Consider the following 19,774-nt stretch of genomic DNA (forward strand, 5'->3'; position numbering starts at 1 on the left):
CGATTCGGCCACATGGAGTAACCCACGTAGGGCGCGCTCGGCTTACCGAGGACTTACAGATGTTCGGGTAACTCAGTGCCGCATTTGCGGCAGTAGCGCGCATCGGTTTCATGGCCGCTGACGGAGCAGTTGGTGCACCGGATTAAATCCCGCTGGGTGCGCAATTCCTGACTCAGCTCGGCAGTGATGATCCCGGTCGGCACCGCCAGAATGGAGTAACCCAATAGCATGGTAAAGGCGGCCAGCGCTTTGCCGATTTCCGTCTGTGGCACAATATCGCCATAACCCACCGTCGTAATTGTCACGATAGCCCAGTAAATACTGATCGGAATACTGGTAAATCCGTTGTTCGGTCCTTCAACGACAAACATCAGTGAACCGAGTACTGTGACCAGAATGGCTACCGTGCTGAAAAAGACAAAGATTTTACGCTGCGCCATCAGCAGTGAACGAAGCAGGATATTAGAATCTTTCAGGAAGCGGGCCAGTTTCAGGATCCGGAAAATACGCATGACCCTGATCAGGCGGACAATGAGCAGGTAGTGTGAGCCCGGGAAAAGGAAGGCCAGGTAGCTTGGCAGCACCGCTATCAAATCGACGATGCCATAAAAGCTTTTGGCATAAGCCCAGGGTTTGGGCGAACAGTACAGACGCACACCATATTCAATGGTAAACAGCAGGGTAAAGACCCATTCCAGAATAAACAGCGCTTCCCCGTAGCGGGTGTTGATTGATCCCACGGTTGAGAGGATAAGCACCAGCTCAGAACAAATAATGGTAACGATTAAGGCGATATCAAAATACTGACCGGCTTTAGTCTGGGTACCGAAAATCACCTCATACAGGGTGTCTTTTAAGCGGGGAGAGTCCACTGGCTTGCTTTCCTTTTTCTTTGGCCATTACTTTTTGAGGCATGCTTTGGGAGCATTGCTTTTTAATATTTATATTTTCGCTTTCGCACAAGGATATCGGGGATTGCGGAGGGAAACAATGTAAGCGCAGCTGCTTAATCTGGTGTGCGGATAATCCATGTAATCTATAAAGAAAAGGGCAGCCTTAGCTACCCTGGTTTTCTTTGAAATCTTTATTTCTTTCTTTGATGACGGGAAGCGGATCAAGCCAAACCTGGTAGCAGAACCCGCAATCCGTTGACAATAAACTCGATACCCAGTGCGCCCAGAATCAAACCCATGATACGGGTGATAACGTTGATCCCCGTTTGTCCCAGGAAGCGGACAATGATTGGGGCGGCACGAAACAGCAGCCAACAGCAGAAAGCAAAAAAGGCGATTGTCACAACAATCCCCAATGTGGTGCCAAGCGAGGGATAGCGTGAGCCATAGACGATAGTGGAGCTGATCGCACCAGGCCCGGCCATCAATGGCATCGCCAGCGGGACGACGCCGACTTGCTCACGACTGATTGATTCCGATTTCTCCTGTTTATTCTGCTTATCCTCACCCAGCTTACCGCTCATCATCGAGAAAGCGATGGTCAGTAGCAGCAGACCACCGGCCACCCGGAACGAGTCGAGGGAGATGCTGAATAGATCCAGCAAAAGCTGACCGGCCAGCAGTGACACTGTGAGGATCACGGCAACGGCCACGTTAGCGGTGATAGCGGTTTTGTTCCGTTCTTCCGGTGTCATATGTCCGGTCAGCGAAACGAAAACAGGCATGATTCCAATGGGGTTTACAGCGGCGATAAGGCCGATGAAAAATTGCAAAAATATAGCAAGTTCAATAGATGGCATTGTGTTGTAGTGGTTCTTGTCGTCGTTGATACAGGATAGTGCATCTCAACAAATGATCCGGCTGAGACCGAACGGCAAGGGAAATGGGGCACAATTTACTGGCGCCATTTTCCCCTGAAAAGTCCCCGAAGTCGCAGTAGATATGATCATGTAGGGTTGTTGATTGGTGATACTTTAAGCCAAAAGTCCGTTGTCCAACAATAAAATTCGCTGTCACTCCAAAACCCAAAAAGTAATTTATGAAGTTCTTGTTGCTCACCTGTAAAAAGGCTTCGTTATGGCTTACCCTTTAGTGGGATAGCGCTGTGCTACAGAACGGTATCCGACGTTGATTTGAACATCGGTTTTTTGTGTGATCTCGGTCGAGTTTGTTTCGCTATTTTACAAAATGTGTAGGATTATTACGTAAATTCAGAGGGTCGCTAAAGAACGATTTGTGCATTTGAATGCGTATTGCTGTTTTTCTTCATCTCGAAGTAATGATAATAACCATTTGATTTGTATTGATATTAAATTGAGAGTATCAAATTGTAACTATAAATAGGTGCAAATGATCTAAATCAATTTTTTTCGAGGTGTGAAAGAATATAATCAGTTTCGAAAGCGGTTTACTAAGCGTGTGTGTTACCAATTTGTTTGAGCGGGATGTTCGTAAGGTAACAATAAGGATGTAAGACGTATCCTTACTAAAAAGTTTTCAATATTAAGTTAGGAGTTAACTATGCCTGTAACTAATATGGCTGAATTGGATGCAATGATTGCACGTGTTAAAGCAGCTCAGAAAGAGTTTGCGACTTTCTCTCAGGAGCAAGTTGATAAAATCTTCCGTGCAGCCTCTCTTGCGGCCAACAACGCGCGTATCCCACTAGCTCAACAAGCCGTAGCAGAATCCGGTATGGGTATTGTTGAAGACAAGGTGATCAAAAACCACTTTGCTTCTGAATTTATCTACAACAAATACAAAGACGAAAAAACCTGTGGCATCCTGGAAGAGGATGACAACCTGGGTACTATCACTATCGCCGAACCTGTCGGTATCATCTGTGGTATCGTTCCGACCACTAACCCAACTTCTACTGCTATTTTCAAATCGCTGATTGCCCTGAAAACCCGTAACGCAATCATCTTCTCACCACACCCACGTGCAAAAGAATCGACAAACGCTGCAGCGAAACTGGTTCTGGATGCAGCAATCGCGGCTGGCGCGCCAAAAGACATTATTGGTTGGATTGATCAGCCATCAGTGGAATTGTCTAACGCGCTGATGAAGCACGATGACATTAACCTTATCCTGGCGACTGGTGGCCCGGGCATGGTTAAAGCGGCTTATTCTTCAGGTAAACCTGCTATTGGTGTAGGTGCGGGTAACGTACCAGTTGTTATCGACGAAACCGCTGATATCAAGCGTGCTGTTGCTTCGGTTCTGATGTCTAAAACATTCGACAACGGTGTGGTGTGTGCCTCTGAGCAGGCCGTTATCGTGGTTGATAAAGTATACGATGAAGTGAAAGAGCGTTTTGCTTCTCACAAAGGCTATGTACTGAGTCGAGCAGATGCAGACAAAGTTCGTAAAGTGCTGCTGATTGACGGCAACCTGAATGCGCAAATCGTTGGCCAGCCAGCAACGAAAATTGCTGAAATGGCGGGTGTGAAAGTGCCTGCGGATACGAAAGTACTGATCGGTGAAGGCTTGGACAAAGTGTCTTATGACGACGCATTTGCTCATGAAAAACTGTCTCCAACCCTGGGTATGTTCCGTGCGACCGACTTCGAAGATGCGGTGGCTCAGGCTGTGACTATGGTTGAAATCGGTGGTATCGGTCACACATCTGGCCTGTACACTAACCAGGACACTAACCAGGATCGTATCAAATACTTCGGCGACAAGCTGAAAACAGCGCGTATCCTGATTAACATCCCAACCACGCATGGTGGTATCGGTGACCTGTACAACTTCAATGTTGCGCCTTCGCTGACTCTGGGTTGTGGTTCTTGGGGCGGTAACTCAATTTCTGAGAACGTCGGTCCTAAACACCTGATCAACAAGAAAACAGTAGCGAAGCGAGCTGAGAATATGTTGTGGCACAAACTTCCAAAATCTATCTACTTCCGCCGTGGTAGTCTGCCAATCGCACTGGGTGACCTGGCTGGTAAGAAACGTGCATTCCTGGTAACTGACCGCTTCCTGTTCAACAACGGTTATGCCGATGACGTGGTTCAGCTGCTGAAAGCACAAGGTATGGAAGTGCAGACTTTCTTCGACGTGGAAGCGGATCCAACGCTGTCTGTGGTTGAGAAAGGTGCTGAAGCGATGAAGAGCTTCCAGCCTGACGTTATCCTGGCTCTGGGCGGTGGTTCACCAATGGATGCTGCGAAGATCATGTGGGTAATGTACGAGCATCCGAATACACACTTCGAAGAACTGGCAATGCGCTTTATGGATATACGTAAACGTATCTACAAGTTCCCGAAAATGGGTGAAAAAGCTGAGCTGGTTTGTATCACTACCACATCAGGTACAGGTTCAGAAGTGACACCGTTTGCTGTTGTTACCGACGACAAAACAGGTGCAAAATACCCACTGGCTGACTACGAACTGACACCAAACATGGCAATTGTTGATGCGAACCTGGTGATGAACATGCCTAAATCGCTGACAGCCTTTGGTGGTTACGATGCCGTTACGCACGCTCTGGAAGCCTATGTATCTGTATTGGCGAACGAGTACTCTGACGGTCAGGCTCTGCAAGCGCTGAAGATGCTGAAAGAGTACCTGCCATCTAGCTACGCAAATGGTGCGAAAGACCCGATTGCCCGTGAAAAAGTGCACAATGCGGCAACTATCGCTGGTATCGCGTTTGCCAACGCCTTCCTGGGTGTTTGTCACTCAATGGCACACAAAATTGGTGCTGAGTTCCACCTGCCGCACGGTCTGGCGAATGCCCTGCTGATTTCTAACGTGGTACGTTACAACGCTAACGACAACCCAACGAAACAGACGGCGTTCTCTCAGTACGACCGTCCTCAAGCGCGCCGTCGTTATGCGGAAGTGGCTGACCATCTGGGTCTGTCTCAGCCGGGTGACCGTACAGCACAGAAAATTGAGCGTCTGCTGGGTTGGATGGATGAGCTGAAAGTGAACCTGGAAATCCCAATGTCAATTCAGGCTGCGGGTGTTCCAGAGTCAGACTTCCTGGCGAAACTGGACGAACTGGCTGTAGAAGCATTCGATGACCAGTGTACTGGTGCGAACCCTCGTTACCCACTGATCAGCGAGCTGAAAGATGTACTGGTCGCGTCTTACTACGGTAAAGCTTATGTAGAAGGTGAAACTTTCGAAGGCACTACTGTTATCAAGAAAAAAGCAGACCAGAAACCTGCTACAGCAAAAAAAGCGAAAGCTGAAGCCTAATCACTGTTTTCGCTAGCGCACAACATTAACGTTCAGCCCGCCGTTTTGGCGGGCTTTTTTTATCTGCGTGTTTCTGGCCATTTACTCGCCTCAAGAAAGAATCGACTGGCACCGCTGTGCCACTAAGAGAAATATCCTTCAGATACAGATACAGATACAGATACAGATACAGATACAGCTACACAAATAGAAAAAAATAGGCACCCCACAAACAGAAAACCAGCCCGTAGGCTGGTTTGGTGTATGTCTCTGAGCTGATTCAGTGGGTGTTTCTCTGAAATTCACTGCTGATGCACGTTAATTTGCTGCACCTTCAGCTAACTTCGGCCTCAATCATTCGGCCATTGAAATAGTCATTGGCAACAATGTATTCCGCGCTGCGAACAATTTCATACTGGAGCGGCAGGCTGATGACATTCTGGGATTGGTTACGGCACGGGCAGTCAATGGTCAGTGGCACAACGCCTCCCACCCGAATATTAAACTCTGCCAGCTCTTTGGCCCAACTAAGGGTGAGTCCCGAAACCATGGCTTTTGAGCCAGAGTGGATCGCTGTGTGCGCACAGTTAGTATCGGCTGCCAGATTGATGATCACCCCCCGGCAACTCTGAGCGCACATATAGCGCGCCGCCATCTTGCCGAAAATAAAGAAAGGGGTCATGGATTTGATCAGCGTTTGGCTGAATTGATCAACGGAGCTGGGACCGAGTAACGAGGGCAGTTCTGCTCCTAACCAGCAATTCACCAGCACATCGATTTTGCCAAAATGGTGATGGACATTGTCGATAATCTCAGCAACATGTTGTTCATCGTCATATTGGGTCAGAAAGGATTGGCTGTGCGCCCCGACGGCTCGACATGCCGATAAAGTCTGCTGTAGCGACTGAGGGTGGCTGTCCACCAGAGCAAGCATCGCCCCCAAAGAAGCGAAATGCAGGGAAAGGGCTTTCCCCAAAGGGCTGCCGGCGGCGGTGACGAGTATGACTGATTGAGCAATATTCATGGCTCTTCCTCTCGTTCAGGTGACTGCAAACGGTCTCCGGTTTCCCTTCACCGTGTCGGAGGGATGGGCAGGCATCTGGTTCACTCGTGGCCTGACGCATCGTCCTACAGCCTGTTGTTCAATCAATAACCCAACATTACAGGCAGGGATCAAACAGGATCCTGAAGCCCAACCGTGCATGTCTGTTATTGAATGTTAGCGAACAGCCGACATCGTGCCGCATCGAAATGACAAAGCTATGAAGATGGTCACGAAAAATATCGGGTGTCCTTCGCGGGAAGAATTGTAGTGTGATCTGTTGCGGTAAAATCAAGCAGATACCGTGAAATGATGGCTCATTTCTGCGAAACGTTTGGCTTGAACCAGAGACAAATACAGGTCTTGAGGTGACGCTTTCAAGGCAACGTCTTCTTTAGGTGGCAGCATCCGGCGTTCATGGCCGGACAGATTATGGTACAGCTCTTCCGGCATGCCTTTGGTGCCAGTTGGCGGGTACGTCAGGGCTGTGGGGGATAATCCGCTGAGCAAGCGTACGTCAGCCATCCCGCCATCATGAAAAGCTTGCGCTTGTCGGGCACTGTTTTCATAGCAAGATTCGCTGGCTGAAAGCGGTCGGGGCGGCTGCAGCTCAAAGTATGCCCGGAGATCCCCTTCGGTTTGTTCCGTTGCCGGCAGGGTATCAACCGGTACGGTTTCCAGGCGATCCGGAGACAACATTGCCAGCATAAGCGCAAAATCAGCACGACGACCTGTCTCAACCGCCTGGTTGAGCTGGCTGCCGAGCTGAACTTCGTTTATCAGCTGTGCTTTGTCTAATGTATGGATTTGCATGGAAGCCTGACCGAACCTACCGGGAACTGATGTTCTGATGCGAGCATTGCGACAAGTCGAAAAGCTCGCTGATGTTCAGGGTATCGGTCAGGTGACAGATAACTTTAGAAAATTTTCGCGTAATCAGCCAAGTGCGTTGATGGCGTTGGTTATACGGCGCAATGCTTCATCCAGTGTTTCCGTGCGGCAGGCAAAATTGAGCCGGACAAAGCCCGGGTGACCAAAGTCCGCTCCCGGAGATAGTCCGACACCGGCTTGCTCAAAAAATTTGTGCGGTGACGGAACTGGCAGAGCCGTTGCATCAATCCAGGCGAGATAGGTGGCTTCAATCGGATGCAGTTTCAGGTATGGCAGGGCATTGATTGCAGCCTCCAGCTTGGCCTTATGGCCGCGCAGAAACGCCAGTTGTTGCTCCAGCCAGGGTTCACCTTGGGTATAAGCAGCCTCGGCGGCTGTGTATGCCAGTACATTGACATCCGGGACAATGCCCGCACGGGTTCGGAGAAAGGCTTTGCGCAATGCCGGATTCGGGATGATCGCCATTGACGCGCCCAGACCGGCGATGTTGAACGTTTTGCTGGGTGCAATCAGTGTCACCGAACGTTGTGCCGCGCTGTCGTTCAGGCTGGCAAACGGAGTGTGTCGGCAGCCGGGCTCCAGCAGCAGATCGCAGTGAATCTCATCGGAACATACCAGCAGGTCATGTTGTTCGGCAAAGGCCAGCACCTGCTCCAGCTCCTCTTTTCGGTATACGGTTCCCCCCGGGTTGAGCGGGTTACAGAACAGCAGCAGGCGCGATGCCGGAGTAACGTGACTGGGCGTCAGTTGCATCAGCCAGCGCTGTTTATCCAACGTCACCGGCAGGGTGGCTAACTCCCGTTGTGCCAGTTTGGCGGATGACTTAAACGGTGGATAAATGGGGGTTGGGCAGACCACGGCTTGTTCCGGGGTCGTCAGTGCCCGAACGGCCAGATTGATGCCGCACACCAGCCCCGGCAGGTACACAATCCACTCCGGCTGTATTTCCCACTGGTAAAGATGCTTCATGCGTTCAATCAGCGCGGCAGTGAGGCTTTCGGGTGCGCTGCCGTAGCCAAAGATACCGTGATCAACATGCTGGTGGAGAGCATTGATAATGGCATCCGGCGCGCGGAAATCGCTGTCAGCAACCCACATTGGCAGAATGTCCTGACCTTTGTATTTATTCCATTTGATACTGTTGCTCTGGGTACGGTCAATGTGCAGGTCAAATAACGGGTCGTTCGCCATGGCAGACATCCTTGTTGAGTGAATGGGGGCGGAGCAAGTGATTTAGTTTCAGGTGGTTCAGTATATGGCTACATGGCTCAAAACGGGGTCTGCCCAGAGTGTTCAAGTCACACGCTGTGAAGACGGTTACTGAGTCAATCCATGCAAAGAAAATCAGACAGCATTATGGCGTCTCGGCGAGGCAGAAAAAAGCCCCCAAAAATGGGGGCTTAAGGATCAGAATTGAGGTTTGGCGCCGAATTGCTCAGCGGCATAGGCCACCCGCTCAGCCGGAGAAGGCGGGATTGACGGAACGCCCAAGTTTTCGATGTGATGCAGTCGAGGCAGCAGACCACATCCGTTGGCAATTTGAATCGCCAGTCCGGGACGGGCATTCAGCTCAAGAACCATCGGGCCTTTGTACTTATCCAGCACCATATCCGTGCCTATGTAGCCCAGTCCGGTCATTTCCCAGGCGCTGGCTGCCAGAGTCAGTAGCTTTTCCCAGTAAGGAACGGTGAGCTCACTCAGCAGGCGCTCGGTGTCCGGATGGCGCTCAACCGGTTGGTTAAACTGAACGGCGCGCACGGCTTTGCCGCTGGCGATATCAATACCCACACCGACCGCACCCTGGTGCAGGTTGGCTTTGCCGTCAGATGCAGCTGTTGAGCAGCGCATCATGGCCATCACCGGGTAGCCTTTAAAAACGATGACCCGGATATCCGGCACCCCTTCAAAGCTGAAGCCGTCAAACACATCATCAAACTGGATCAGGTTCTCAACCATGGCAACATCGTTTTTGCCCCCGAGAGAGAACAGACCCGCCAGGGTGTTGGTAATGTGACGTTCCACATCTTCTTTGTTCATCTCAGCACCCGACGGCTTCACATAGATGCCGTCTTTGTGCTTGATCACCACCAGAATGCCCTTACCTCCGGAACCCTGGGCCGGTTTAATCACAAAGCCCGGCCAGTCTTTCACCATGTCATGAACGCGTTTTACGTTCACCTGGCTGTCGATGACCCCAATCAGTTCAGGTACCGTCGCACCGGATCGCTGAGCAATGATTTTGGTTTTCAGTTTGTCATCAACCAGCGGGTAGAGGCTTCGGTCATTGTATCGGCCAATGTAACTGTGGTTACGCTTATTCATGCCCATAATGCCGCGATGGCGCAGCTTGAAAGGCGAAGTAAACTGCGACAGAAATGACATGGTTTAGTCCTCCGTCAGCGGCTTGAAGCGACGTAGTTCACTCAGGCGATAACCGGTGTAGTTACCCAGCATCAGGATCATGGCCAGCACAATCAGCTGCATCCCGATAAAGTTAAAGGTCAGGTGACGAATCATCGGGTTCGTCATGGCCATGTACACCAGAATCGCGGTCAGCAGCGAGCCACCACCCTGAATCAGGACTTCTTTGGCACCTTCTTCTTCCCACAGAATGGACATACGTTCGATGGTCCATGACAGGATGATCATCGGGAAGAAGGTAATGGTCAGACCTTCCACCAGGCCAATTTTGAAGGCCACGACGGTAAATACTGAGATAATCATGATAACCGTAATGATGACCGCCGATATCCGCGCGACCAGCAGCAGGTTGAGCCTGGACAGATAGCTTCGGATGATCAGACCGGTACCGACGATCAGCAAAAAGCCCAGCACACCGGTGATCAGCTGTGTCTGCACGAAAGCGACTGCAATCAGGACTGGCATGAAGGTACCGGAGGTTTTCAGACCGACGATAATCCGCAGGAACACTACAATTAGTGCGCCGATAGGGATCAGCATGATGGTCTTAAACATGGCCTGCTCTTCAACCGGCAGACTGTGAATCGAAAAGTTCAGCAGATCTTCAGCCTGGATTTTTTCACGGGTTGCCTGCTGCGGCGTAATATCCTGCGCAATGATCGAGAAGCTGATATTGGAATTACGGCCACCGATGACGTCCAGCAGTGAATGGCCTTCCTGGTTCCACAACAGAATGTTGTCAGGCTTGCCTTCGCGACCGGTTTGCAGGTCGAACAGTTCCCAGTGCTCGCCACTCCAGACCTCAACCATCGGGGTGATGCTCTGGCGGCGACGGCCATCTTCCAGTTGCAGGCCACCGACGATACGGGCGTGAATCTTCTCCAGAGACAACAGGCTGATGATCGCCCGCTCACGGCTCAGGCTGTTCAGCAGCAGTGCGGAGTTCTGGTTGTTCTTGTCGTTGAACTGTTTAATCAGCTCGCGGGCCAGCGTGATGTTGTCAGAAGATAAAGTCCGGGCCTGAGTCAGCAGGGCAGTGGCCGCGGTTTGCTGCGGGTTGTCCAGGCTGACAGCCGGCGTCTCACCTTTCGGCGGGTCAACTTTAAAGCTCGCCTGATCATCAACCAGCATCTGGGTCTTGTAGTAGAGAACCTGTTTGCCCGTCGCCTGACGAACCGACCACTCTGCCCGGCGGCCCTGGTTCGTGTCGATCAGAGCGACACCGTAACCCGGTGATGAGGTGCTTTCGTCAATCTGAGTAAAACCTTGTTGTGTTTCCGGCGCGGCCATAGAAACCTTGACCGGATCGCCAATAGCATCAAACTCGATGCGGGCTTCCAGCTCCCATAGCGCGCGTTGTTCGCCTGGAGTCCAGGGCACACCATACACATCATGACGGTACATGCTCAGCGCTGTACCCGCAATGATAAGCAGGGTGATCAGAAAGTAGAACGGGATTCTTGATGTCATGACATCCTCATCGAATTGTTATCAGTTTTTTTGTACCTGTTGTTCGTTGTTGCCCTGAACAAACGTTTTACCCACATCCACAAGCGCTATGTCTTTGAAAAACTCACGACCTAATAATACTGGATAGGTCATTTGCGTCCGATCTGCCAAAGTAAATTGAGCCTTTTCATGGAGCTGGCCCAGCTTCACCCAAGCTTCAATAACCGGGCGACGCTGCGGTTCCTCGCTGTTAGCCTGGCGAATTTTCACCCAGCGAACAACTGGAGCCTCAACCATATCGGCATCTTCAGGGCGTTCATTGGCATCATGGTTCAGATTGAAACGAGCCCATTGTTTGCCGTCGCGCTCAAATACCTGAACGTCGGTCGCACTCAGTGAAGAGGTTGTGGCACCGGTATCCACTCGCGCCTTGAAAGAGGCTTTAAGGGAATCTAACCAGACCCATTCCTCTTCACCTAATATAACTTTGCCGTGAGCAGTACGCGTGTCATCCGTGATACTGATTGTTGATGTCAGCGCTTTCTGCTTCCTGCGCTCCTCTGCCGCAGCTTTTGCCAGCTGGGCATTTTGCTGGGCAACGTCTGCCGACAACGTAGATAGATCTTTTTCCAGCCCAGCGATGTAATTGTTTTGCTCATCAATTTGCTTGAGCATAGTCGCCAATTGGAAATGAACGCGATTTTCCATGGTGTTTAAGGCATCCATGGTTTGTTCATGCTGTTCTTGTTGTTGGGGTAGAGAGCACCCTGAAAGGAGGGCAAGGGTCAGTAATGGCACACAGCGGCGAAGCATTATTTCTCCCGGGAAGTCGGTATTTTTTTCTTAGGCAGCAGTATTTTAACTTACAAAAAGGGATGCGAACAGCATCCCTTGTCAGTACTTAGTCAGGATTTCGAGCGATCAGAACCGCACGTTTAGGTGCCGGGTAGCCCTCAATCGTTTTGCTTGGGTCATCCGGATCCAAATAGTCTGGCAGCGAGTTGTTAGTCATCCAGTCTGTTGAGCGTTGCTCATCGAGGGAAGTCACGCACTCGTCGACGATTTTCACGTCAACCAGTCCGCATTTTTCCATCCAGACCTTCAGCGCTTTAGCAGACGGGAAGAAGTACACGTTGTGCATCTGCGCGTAACGGTGCGTCGGCACCAGTACCGCATTCTCATCACCGTCGATGACCAGGGTTTCCAGAATCAGCTCACCGTCTTTGCGCAGTTGGTTCTTGAGCTGAATGATATGATCCAGCGGAGAACGGCGATGGTACAGAACGCCCATGCTGAACACGGTATCGAACGCGCGCAGTTCAGGCAGTTGCTCGATGCCCAGTGGCAGCAGGTAAGCCGGGTGTTGCTGGCCCAGCAGGCGCTTAATGGCCTCGAACTGGATCAGGAACAGGTTTGACGGATCGATGCCGACCGTCAGCTGCGCGCCTTCGCCTAGCATGCGCCACATGTGGTAGCCGTTGCCGCAACCGACATCCAGCACCGCACGGCCTTTCAGCGGAGAAATGTGTGGCAGTACACGATCCCACTTCCAGTCAGAGCGCCATTCGGTATCAATATGAATACCATGCATGTGGTAAGGCCCTTTGCGCCATGGGTGCAGCAGACGCAGCAGGCTTTCCAGGCGTTTCATCTCACCGTCGGCAATCGGCGTCGAGTTCTCGACACGCACGGCGTGCTTCAGATCGATAATGTCCGGCTTGTCGGTCGGAAATTTTTTCAGCGCACGCATCCAGCGGGCCATGTCGCCATGGGAGGCTTCTTCCCAGTCGGCCAGCTGTTGTGGCAGGGTGTTAAGCCAGGGACGCAGCGTCGGGTGTTGGGCAATGAGTTGATAAAACTCTGAAAAACTAAACATAAACAGCGAGTAACCTTATTTGATCGCAATCATCGAGCCGAAGTTGAAGCACTGGAACCAGACTTCCGAGCTGCTGAAACCAATTTTTGCAAAGCGTTCTTTGTGGGTGGCAATGCTGTCAGGGCGCATGACATTCTCGATAGCGCTGCGCTTCTGGCTGATTTCCAGCTCGCTGTAACCGTTGGCACGCTTGAAGTCATGGTGCAGGTCTATTAACAGCTCGTGGACCTGCTCATCATCGAAGATATATTTCTCAGACAGGATCAGAATCCCGCCCGGACGCAGGCCGGCGTAAATTTTTTCCAGCAGCGTCATGCGGTCTTCTGGTGCCAGAAATTGCAGGGTGAAGTTCAGCACAACGACCGATGCGTTTTCGATAGCGATATCACGGATGTCGGCTTCGACCACTTCGGTAGTGGTGTCGGAGCGGTACGCTTCAATGTGCAGGCGGCAGCGTTCAACCATCGCACTGGAATTATCCACAGCGATGATGTGGCAGCCTTCCTGTCGGATATGGCGGCGCATTGACAGGGTCGCGGCACCCAGCGAGCAACCCAGATCATAGAGGTTCGTATGTGGTTTGGCGAAACGCTCTGCCAGCATGCCGATTGCCGAAATGATGTTACTGTAGCCCGGTACCGAGCGTTGGATCATGTCCGGGAAAACTTCAGCGACACGCTCGTCAAAAGTGAAATCACCCAATTTATCGATGGGCGCGGCAAAAATATTGTCGTGACCTGCCATTCTCACGAACCTCATTAATATCTTACTTGAGAGTAGGGATCCTGAACTATCGTCCGGCGCTCTGTGCAAGAAGCCGGGCTCGGGTGTTCCGTCACCGTCTGAAAGGTCGCGTATTGTAGTGAATCTGCGCCCGTTTGTCTTTAGTGTTTTATATTTGCTTTGGCGGCAGTAAAGCGCTGATAGGGGAGGCGTTGACGGGGCTGGCGGCCGTGATTGGCCCGAATCGACCTTTGTGCCCTATGCCGAGTGTGCCGCGTGTCCTACGCTGTAATGCATGGATTTTGTGGTGATGCATGGGTTTTGTGCTTCAGCCCGGTTTTAATACTTAGTGTTGATGTTCGGGGCTGCAACCTGGCACGCCCCGGCTTTGCACTCGGTACAGAACATGCGGGGGTTACAGCAGGGGGCTACAGCAGGCTGAACTGCGCCGCACTGTCATCCGGAGGCAGACTGACATCGGGCAGTGCTATCGGGCTGACTTTTTGCAATTGCTGATACAACCGCGCAGCCAGTTCCGGTGCCCGGTTATTGTCAGGCGTGTGGATATAAAGATAAGGCTGCTTGCCGTCGGCCAGCCATTGCGGAAGGCGCGCCAGCCAATTGGCAAAAAAGGGATCGTTGTCAGCCTCCTCCGGGTGGCCGATGAAGCGGATCATCGGATGATCGGCGGTGGCGATCGCATGCACTGGCACCCGGGGTTTTTTCTGGTGCGCATCAATGATCGCCTCAGTAGTGGGGGCGGCGGCAAAAACCGGGCGGCTGTCCATGATAATGCGGTTTGCCTGATGGTCGAGCAACAGGCGGTTGAGTTGTTTTTCGGCCTCGCCTTTTTGAAAGAACGCCGGGTGACGGACTTCCACTCCGACCGGGAAATGGCGAGGCAGGCGGTTGAGAAACTGCTCCAGAGCGCCCAGGTGGTCGGGACCAAACTGGGCTGGCAGTTGAATTGTCCACAACCCGACTTTGTCGACCAGCGGAGCCATCACAGACAGGAAATCGGCCACCAACTGGTCGCAGTGGGCGAGTTGCTGCTGATGGGTGATGGCTTGCGGAAACTTAAAAGTAAAACGGAAATCATCAGGTGTGGCATCATGCCATTTCTTCACGGTGCCAAGAGAGGGCGTCGCGTAGAACGTGGTATTGCCCTCGACGGTGTGAAACACCTCCGCGTACTTCGCCAGCCGGTCGCCACTTTTACAGCCATTGCCATACAGCGACTGTTGCCAGTGGTTGTGAGACCACATGGCCAGTCCAAGCAGTACGGGACGATGGGGAGTGGGTGAGGGCATAACAGGTGTCCTTCCAGGCTGAATGTGGCGGAAATACCGCTATTGTGAAGAGTTTGTTTGTGTTGGGTCAATCTTTCTGCTGCTATCAGTTGATTCTGAGTGGTTTTTTGCTTGATTTCCGGCCGTGTTTTTTTCTACATTGGAACTTCTTGTTACTCAGTGTTCTCCTTGCAGTGTTTCAGACTCTTGACGGATGTCGGACCTAGCCGGTTATATTGGCTTCAACCTTGTGTATCCGTCAGTGCTGTGTCCGTCAGTGCTGTGGTTTCGCGGGCCTTTGTTACCATCGTCTCGGTTATCAAATCTCGGCTATTAAAGTCTTGGTTATCACCGCGCTTGTTAGCTAGGTACTGTTTACTTCAGGACATTTTGCTTCGGTACTGTCGTTCCGGTAATTAATTGGCGCTGAACATGCAAGTTAGGGGACTTGGGTATATAATACCTCGTTATTTTTGTCTCTCGGCCGACGGTAATACGTCAGATTGCGCAAAGTTTAATCTTATTGGCCGGGAAGAATTCAGATAGTACGCTGCTTGTGTGATTTTTAAGGTGGCAGTGTACTCAGGAAAGTTAGTAAACAGATCGGGAATTTCATATGCGCACCCAATATTGTGGTCACCTGAACAAGTCCCTTGCAGGGCAAACAGTAGAGCTATGCGGCTGGGTTAACCGTCGCCGTGATTTAGGCGGTCTTATCTTTATCGATATGCGAGATCGTGAAGGTATTGTTCAGGTAGTTGTTGATCCGGATATGAAAGATGTATTCGACGTCGCTAACCAACTGCGCAACGAGTTCTGTATCCGTCTGACCGGTGAAGTGCGTACGCGTCCGGAAAGCCAAATCAACAAAGATATGGCGACCGGTGAAGTTGAAGTACTGGCGAAAGGTCTGGAAATCATTAACCGTTCCGACGTACTGCCACTTGACTTCAACCAGAAGAACACTGAAGAGCAGCGCCTGAAGTTCCGTTACCTGGATCTGCGTCGCCCTGAAATGAGTGATCGCATCAAGCTGCGCGCGAAAGCGTCAAGCTTCGTTCGTCGCTTCCTGGATGAAAACGGCTTCCTGGACATCGAGACGCCGGTACTGACTAAAGCTACGCCGGAAGGTGCTCGTGACTACCTTGTACCAAGCCGCGTACACAAAGGCAGCTTCTACGCGTTGCCGCAGTCTCCTCAGTTGTTCAAGCAGCTGCTGATGATGTCTGGTTTCGACCGTTACTACCAGATTGTTAAGTGTTTCCGCGATGAAGACCTGCGTGCTGATCGTCAGCCGGAATTCACCCAGATCGATATCGAAACGTCATTCATGTCTGCTGAGCAGGTACGTGAAGTGACAGAAAAGATGATCGCGAACATGTGGCAAGAGCTGCTGAATGTGGATCTGGGCGCTTTCCCAATCATGAAATATGAAGAAGCCATGCGCCGTTACGGTTCAGATAAACCTGACTTGCGTAACCCGATGGAGCTGGTAGACGTTGCTGATATCCTGAAAGACGTTGATTTCAAGGTTTTCTCAGGCCCGGCAAACGATCCGAAAGGCCGTGTGGCTGTTATTCGCGTACCAGGCGGTGCGGTACTGACTCGTAAGCAAATTGACGAGTACACAAACTTCGTGGGTATCTACGGCGCGAAAGGTCTGGCTTGGATGAAAGTGAATGACCGCGAAGCAGGCTTCGAAGGCGTTCAGTCTCCGGTGGCGAAATTCCTGAACGAAGACATTGTCGCTCAGCTGCTGGATCGCACTCAGGCGCAAACTGGCGATATCCTGCTGTTCGGTGCAGATAAGAAACGTATCGTTGAAGAAGCAATGGGCGCTCTGCGTCTGAAGCTGGGTAACGATATGGAACTGACTGACACTAGTGCATGGGCACCTCTGTGGGTGGTTGACTTCCCAATGTTCGAGGAAGACGATGAAGGTAACCTGCACGCGATGCACCACCCGTTTACTTCTCCGCTGGGTGTTTCACCGGAAGAGCTGAAAGCGAATCCGGCTGGCGTGAATTCAAACGCGTACGACATGGTGATCAACGGCTACGAAGTGGGCGGTGGTTCTGTGCGTATTCACAATGCCGACATGCAGTCAGCAGTATTCGATATCCTGGGTATTGCCGCTGACGAACAACGTCTGAAGTTTGGCTTCCTGCTGGATGCGCTGAAATTCGGTACGCCACCACACGCCGGTCTGGCGTTTGGTCTTGACCGTCTGGTAATGCTGCTGTGCGGCACGGAAAACATCCGTGACGTAATTGCCTTCCCTAAAACCACGGCGGCAGCATGTCTGCTGACAGATGCTCCAAGCATTGCTAACCCGGCTGCGCTGGACGAACTGGCAATTGCCGTGAAGGCCGCGAAGGAAGACAACGCCGAGCAGGCGTAAGCGACCCCACACAAACAATCAGACTGGCCGAAAGGCCAGTCTTTGTTTTAGCCGCACCAGAATGGCGTCAGCCGTGATTTATCGGGTGCCGGTTAGCGGGAGGCTCTCTCGCAACAGATAAAATACGGTGTTTGCAGAAGCCATTTTGGCAATGGTGCGTTTGAAATGGCGCGTTTTGTAACTCTGTATTGTTAAAGCTATTTTAGTAAAATCTATTTTGTAAAACATATAGCCTTTCGGCTGGAAGATTTTCGGAGTGTGATATGGCAGGTCATAGTAAATGGGCCAACATTAAACACCGTAAAGCGGCACAGGATGCCAAGCGCGGTAAAATTTTCACAAAGTTAATCCGTGAGATCGTGGTTGCTGCGAAAGAAGGTGGCGGCGAAGCGGAGACCAACCCTCGTCTGCGTGCTGCTGTCGATAAAGCACTGTCAAACAATATGACCCGCGACACCATTAACCGAGCAATCAGCCGTGGTACTGGTGGCGAAGGTGAAGATAACATGGAAACGGTTATCTATGAGGGGTATGGGCCGGGTGGTACTGCGGTAATGGTTGAGTGTCTGACCGATAACCGTAACCGTACCGTTTCAGGGGTACGTCATGCTTTTTCTAAAGCAGGCGGTAACCTGGGTACCGACGGCAGTGTCAATTACCTGTTTGATAAAAAAGGTGTGATTTCATATGAGCCGGGTCTGGACGAAGACGCGGTGATGGAAGCGGCACTGGAAGGGGGCGCGGACGATGTTGAAACCAACGATGATGGTTCTATCGACGTTTACACAACACCGGCAGAATTCGGTCCGGTGAAAGATGCCCTGGATGCAGCAGGCTTCGAGGCACAGAATGCAGAAGTGACACTGGTGCCGTCAACCAAAGCGGATCTGGATGCTGATACTGCTCCTAAACTGCTGCGTTTGATCGATGCGCTGGAAGAGCTGGACGACGTTCAGGAAGTGTACCACAACGGTGATATCTCAGATGAGGTTGCGGCGCAGCTATAAGCGTCACGATTGCCCTAACAAGGAGTCTGACTGAATGTCAGTCATTTTAGGGATCGACCCCGGTTCTCGAATCACCGGTTACGGTGTGATTCGTCAGGTCGGGCGACATCTTGAGTACCTCGGCAGTGGTTGTATCCGCACTTCCGAAGAAGCCATTCCGGGGCGCCTGAGGCAGATTTATGCCGGTGTGACGGAAGTGATCACACAGTTTCAGCCTGATGTGTTCGCGATCGAAGAAGTCTTTATGGGCAAAAATGCCAGCTCGGCGCTGAAACTCGGGCAGGCGCGGGGCAGTGCCATTGTGGCGGCCGTGAATGCCGGATTGCCGGTAAACGAATATGCTGCGCGTTTGATCAAACAGGCGGTTGTCGGCACCGGTGGCGCCGATAAAGCGCAGGTGCAGCATATGGTGTGCTCAGTCCTGAAATTGCCGGGCAAACCGCAGGCCGATGCGGCCGATGCGTTGGCTGTGGCGATTTGCCACGCCCATACCCATAAAACCTTGGTCGCCATGGCCGGGCAGGCCCGGGGGGCACGTCGGGGGCGTTACCGCTAACACGGTTTTTTGAATCACGGTTCCCCGTTTTGAGGCACTGGTTATTGAGCCTCAAAATATCCATGGTTAATAGTAAAAGCAGCTTCGGCTGCTTTTTTCTTTTCTTATCTTTTTCTGTTTTTTAGTGCTGCGTTCTGCGTTCTGCGTTCTGTGGATAGTGCTTCTGATGGCTGTCGATTAATGAGCGAAGCTTGTTTCCTGTGCCGTTTATCCCACCCGCTGTGACTCTTTTTGCTCTAGGCTGAATCTTTAAGCAGAAAGCACCTCTGAAAAGGAGAAAAATGCTGGATATACATCCAGCCATTGACTATCCTAAAACCCATTTTGTGATTCAACGAAGAGATATTGCTGTGATTGGCCGACTACGTGGAACCATTATCGAAAAACAACCGCCGGAAATCCTGCTGGAAGTCGGGGGCATTGGCTATGAAGTCAATATGCCGATGAGCTGTTTCTATGAACTGCCGGAAGTCGGTCAGGAAGCTGTCATTGCAACGCACTATGTGGTGCGTGAAGATGCCCAGTTGCTGTACGGCTTTAACAAACGAAGCGAGCGTGATCTGTTCCGCGAAGTGATTAAAGCGAATGGCGTCGGCCCGAAACTGGGACTGGCTATTCTCTCTGCCATGACAGCCAGCCAGTTTGTGCTGAGTGTTGAGAATGAAGACATTACCACGCTGGTGAAAATTCCCGGGGTTGGGAAGAAAACCGCTGAACGCCTGGTGGTTGAAATGAAAGACCGCCTGAAAGGCTGGGGTGAAGGTGACCTGTTTACGCCTGCGCTGGATACGGCAGCGTCGAACGCACCGGTTCAGGACACGGCAGCGGCAGCACGAGCAGAAGATGAAGCGGTCAGCGCCCTGATTGCTTTGGGCTACAAACCACAGCAGGCGTCGAAAGTGGTGGCTCAGGTGGCTGCACCGGAGATGAGCAGTGAAACGATTATCCGTGAAGCCCTGCGGTCCATGGTTTAAG

The 19,774-nt window shown here is 51.5% G+C and carries 16 protein-coding genes; 5 read left to right on the forward strand and 11 right to left on the reverse strand.

Features of this window, described 5'->3' with window-relative positions; genetic code table 11:
• Positions 1 to 53: 53 nt before the first annotated feature.
• Positions 54 to 872 carry an ion transporter gene (locus tag FH974_RS04995; RefSeq protein ID WP_047883264.1) on the reverse strand — a complete coding sequence of 273 codons (819 nt, stop codon included), beginning with the start codon at positions 870 to 872 and terminating at the stop codon, positions 54 to 56.
• A gap of 242 nt (positions 873 to 1,114) precedes the next feature.
• Positions 1,115 to 1,753 (reverse strand): YchE family NAAT transporter, encoded by a 639-nt coding sequence (locus FH974_RS05000; RefSeq protein ID WP_047883265.1) that lies wholly within the window; start codon positions 1,751 to 1,753, stop codon positions 1,115 to 1,117.
• 721 nt (positions 1,754 to 2,474) lie between these two features.
• Here FH974_RS05000 and adhE point away from each other — a divergent pair.
• Positions 2,475 to 5,165 carry a bifunctional acetaldehyde-CoA/alcohol dehydrogenase gene (gene adhE, locus FH974_RS05005; protein WP_047883266.1) on the forward strand — a complete coding sequence of 897 codons (2,691 nt, stop codon included), beginning with the start codon at positions 2,475 to 2,477 and terminating at the stop codon, positions 5,163 to 5,165.
• 313 nt (positions 5,166 to 5,478) lie between these two features.
• On the opposite strand, the gene FH974_RS05010 is transcribed toward adhE, so the two are convergent.
• The 9 genes from FH974_RS05010 to FH974_RS05050 all read right to left on the reverse strand — a co-directional run bounded on the left by FH974_RS05010 (position 5,479) and on the right by FH974_RS05050 (position 14,856).
• Positions 5,479 to 6,168, reverse strand: a complete 690-nt coding sequence (locus tag FH974_RS05010) for an SDR family oxidoreductase (protein WP_047883267.1) — start codon at positions 6,166 to 6,168, stop codon at positions 5,479 to 5,481.
• 309 nt (positions 6,169 to 6,477) lie between these two features.
• A complete protein-coding gene (locus FH974_RS05015) occupies positions 6,478 to 6,999 on the reverse strand; it encodes a VC2046/SO_2500 family protein (protein ID WP_047883268.1) in 522 nt (173 codons plus the stop codon).
• A 123-nt stretch (positions 7,000 to 7,122) separates the two neighbouring features.
• Positions 7,123 to 8,268 (reverse strand): MalY/PatB family protein, encoded by a 1,146-nt coding sequence (locus FH974_RS05020; protein ID WP_107193855.1) that lies wholly within the window; start codon positions 8,266 to 8,268, stop codon positions 7,123 to 7,125.
• Positions 8,269 to 8,484: 216 nt separating this feature from the next.
• Positions 8,485 to 9,459: an alpha-L-glutamate ligase-like protein gene (locus FH974_RS05025; protein WP_047883270.1), complete on the reverse strand. Its 975-nt coding sequence runs from the start codon at positions 9,457 to 9,459 to the stop codon at positions 8,485 to 8,487.
• Positions 9,460 to 9,462: 3 nt separating this feature from the next.
• Positions 9,463 to 10,968, reverse strand: a complete 1,506-nt coding sequence (locus tag FH974_RS05030) for an inactive transglutaminase family protein (protein WP_047883271.1) — start codon at positions 10,966 to 10,968, stop codon at positions 9,463 to 9,465.
• A 21-nt stretch (positions 10,969 to 10,989) separates the two neighbouring features.
• Positions 10,990 to 11,760 (reverse strand): putative ATP-dependent zinc protease, encoded by a 771-nt coding sequence (locus FH974_RS05035; protein ID WP_047883272.1) that lies wholly within the window; start codon positions 11,758 to 11,760, stop codon positions 10,990 to 10,992.
• Positions 11,761 to 11,848: 88 nt separating this feature from the next.
• Positions 11,849 to 12,823, reverse strand: a complete 975-nt coding sequence (gene cmoB, locus FH974_RS05040) for a tRNA 5-methoxyuridine(34)/uridine 5-oxyacetic acid(34) synthase CmoB (protein ID WP_047883273.1) — start codon at positions 12,821 to 12,823, stop codon at positions 11,849 to 11,851.
• A 15-nt stretch (positions 12,824 to 12,838) separates the two neighbouring features.
• On the reverse strand, positions 12,839 to 13,567 hold the full coding sequence (gene cmoA, locus FH974_RS05045; protein WP_047883274.1) for a carboxy-S-adenosyl-L-methionine synthase CmoA: 729 nt from the start codon (positions 13,565 to 13,567) through the stop codon (positions 12,839 to 12,841).
• 407 nt (positions 13,568 to 13,974) lie between these two features.
• Positions 13,975 to 14,856: a DUF72 domain-containing protein gene (locus FH974_RS05050; protein ID WP_047883275.1), complete on the reverse strand. Its 882-nt coding sequence runs from the start codon at positions 14,854 to 14,856 to the stop codon at positions 13,975 to 13,977.
• 595 nt (positions 14,857 to 15,451) lie between these two features.
• On the opposite strand from FH974_RS05050, the gene aspS reads away from it, so the two are divergent.
• The 4 genes from aspS (at position 15,452) to ruvA (ending at position 19,773) form a co-directional block, all read left to right on the forward strand.
• Complete coding sequence (gene aspS / locus FH974_RS05055) at positions 15,452 to 17,236, forward strand: aspartate--tRNA ligase (RefSeq protein ID WP_047883276.1); 1,785 nt, start codon at positions 15,452 to 15,454, stop codon at positions 17,234 to 17,236.
• Positions 17,237 to 17,499: 263 nt separating this feature from the next.
• Positions 17,500 to 18,243, forward strand: a complete 744-nt coding sequence (locus FH974_RS05060; protein ID WP_047883277.1) for a YebC/PmpR family DNA-binding transcriptional regulator — start codon at positions 17,500 to 17,502, stop codon at positions 18,241 to 18,243.
• A gap of 34 nt (positions 18,244 to 18,277) precedes the next feature.
• Positions 18,278 to 18,799 (forward strand): crossover junction endodeoxyribonuclease RuvC, encoded by a 522-nt coding sequence (gene ruvC, locus FH974_RS05065; RefSeq protein WP_047883278.1) that lies wholly within the window; start codon positions 18,278 to 18,280, stop codon positions 18,797 to 18,799.
• Between the two features lie 350 nt (positions 18,800 to 19,149).
• Complete coding sequence (gene ruvA / locus FH974_RS05070; protein ID WP_047883601.1) at positions 19,150 to 19,773, forward strand: Holliday junction branch migration protein RuvA; 624 nt, start codon at positions 19,150 to 19,152, stop codon at positions 19,771 to 19,773.
• Position 19,774 lies beyond the last annotated feature (1 nt).

Origin of the sequence: Photobacterium ganghwense (genome assembly GCF_017329545.1) — a bacterium.
Classification (GTDB): domain Bacteria; phylum Pseudomonadota; class Gammaproteobacteria; order Enterobacterales; family Vibrionaceae; genus Photobacterium; species Photobacterium ganghwense.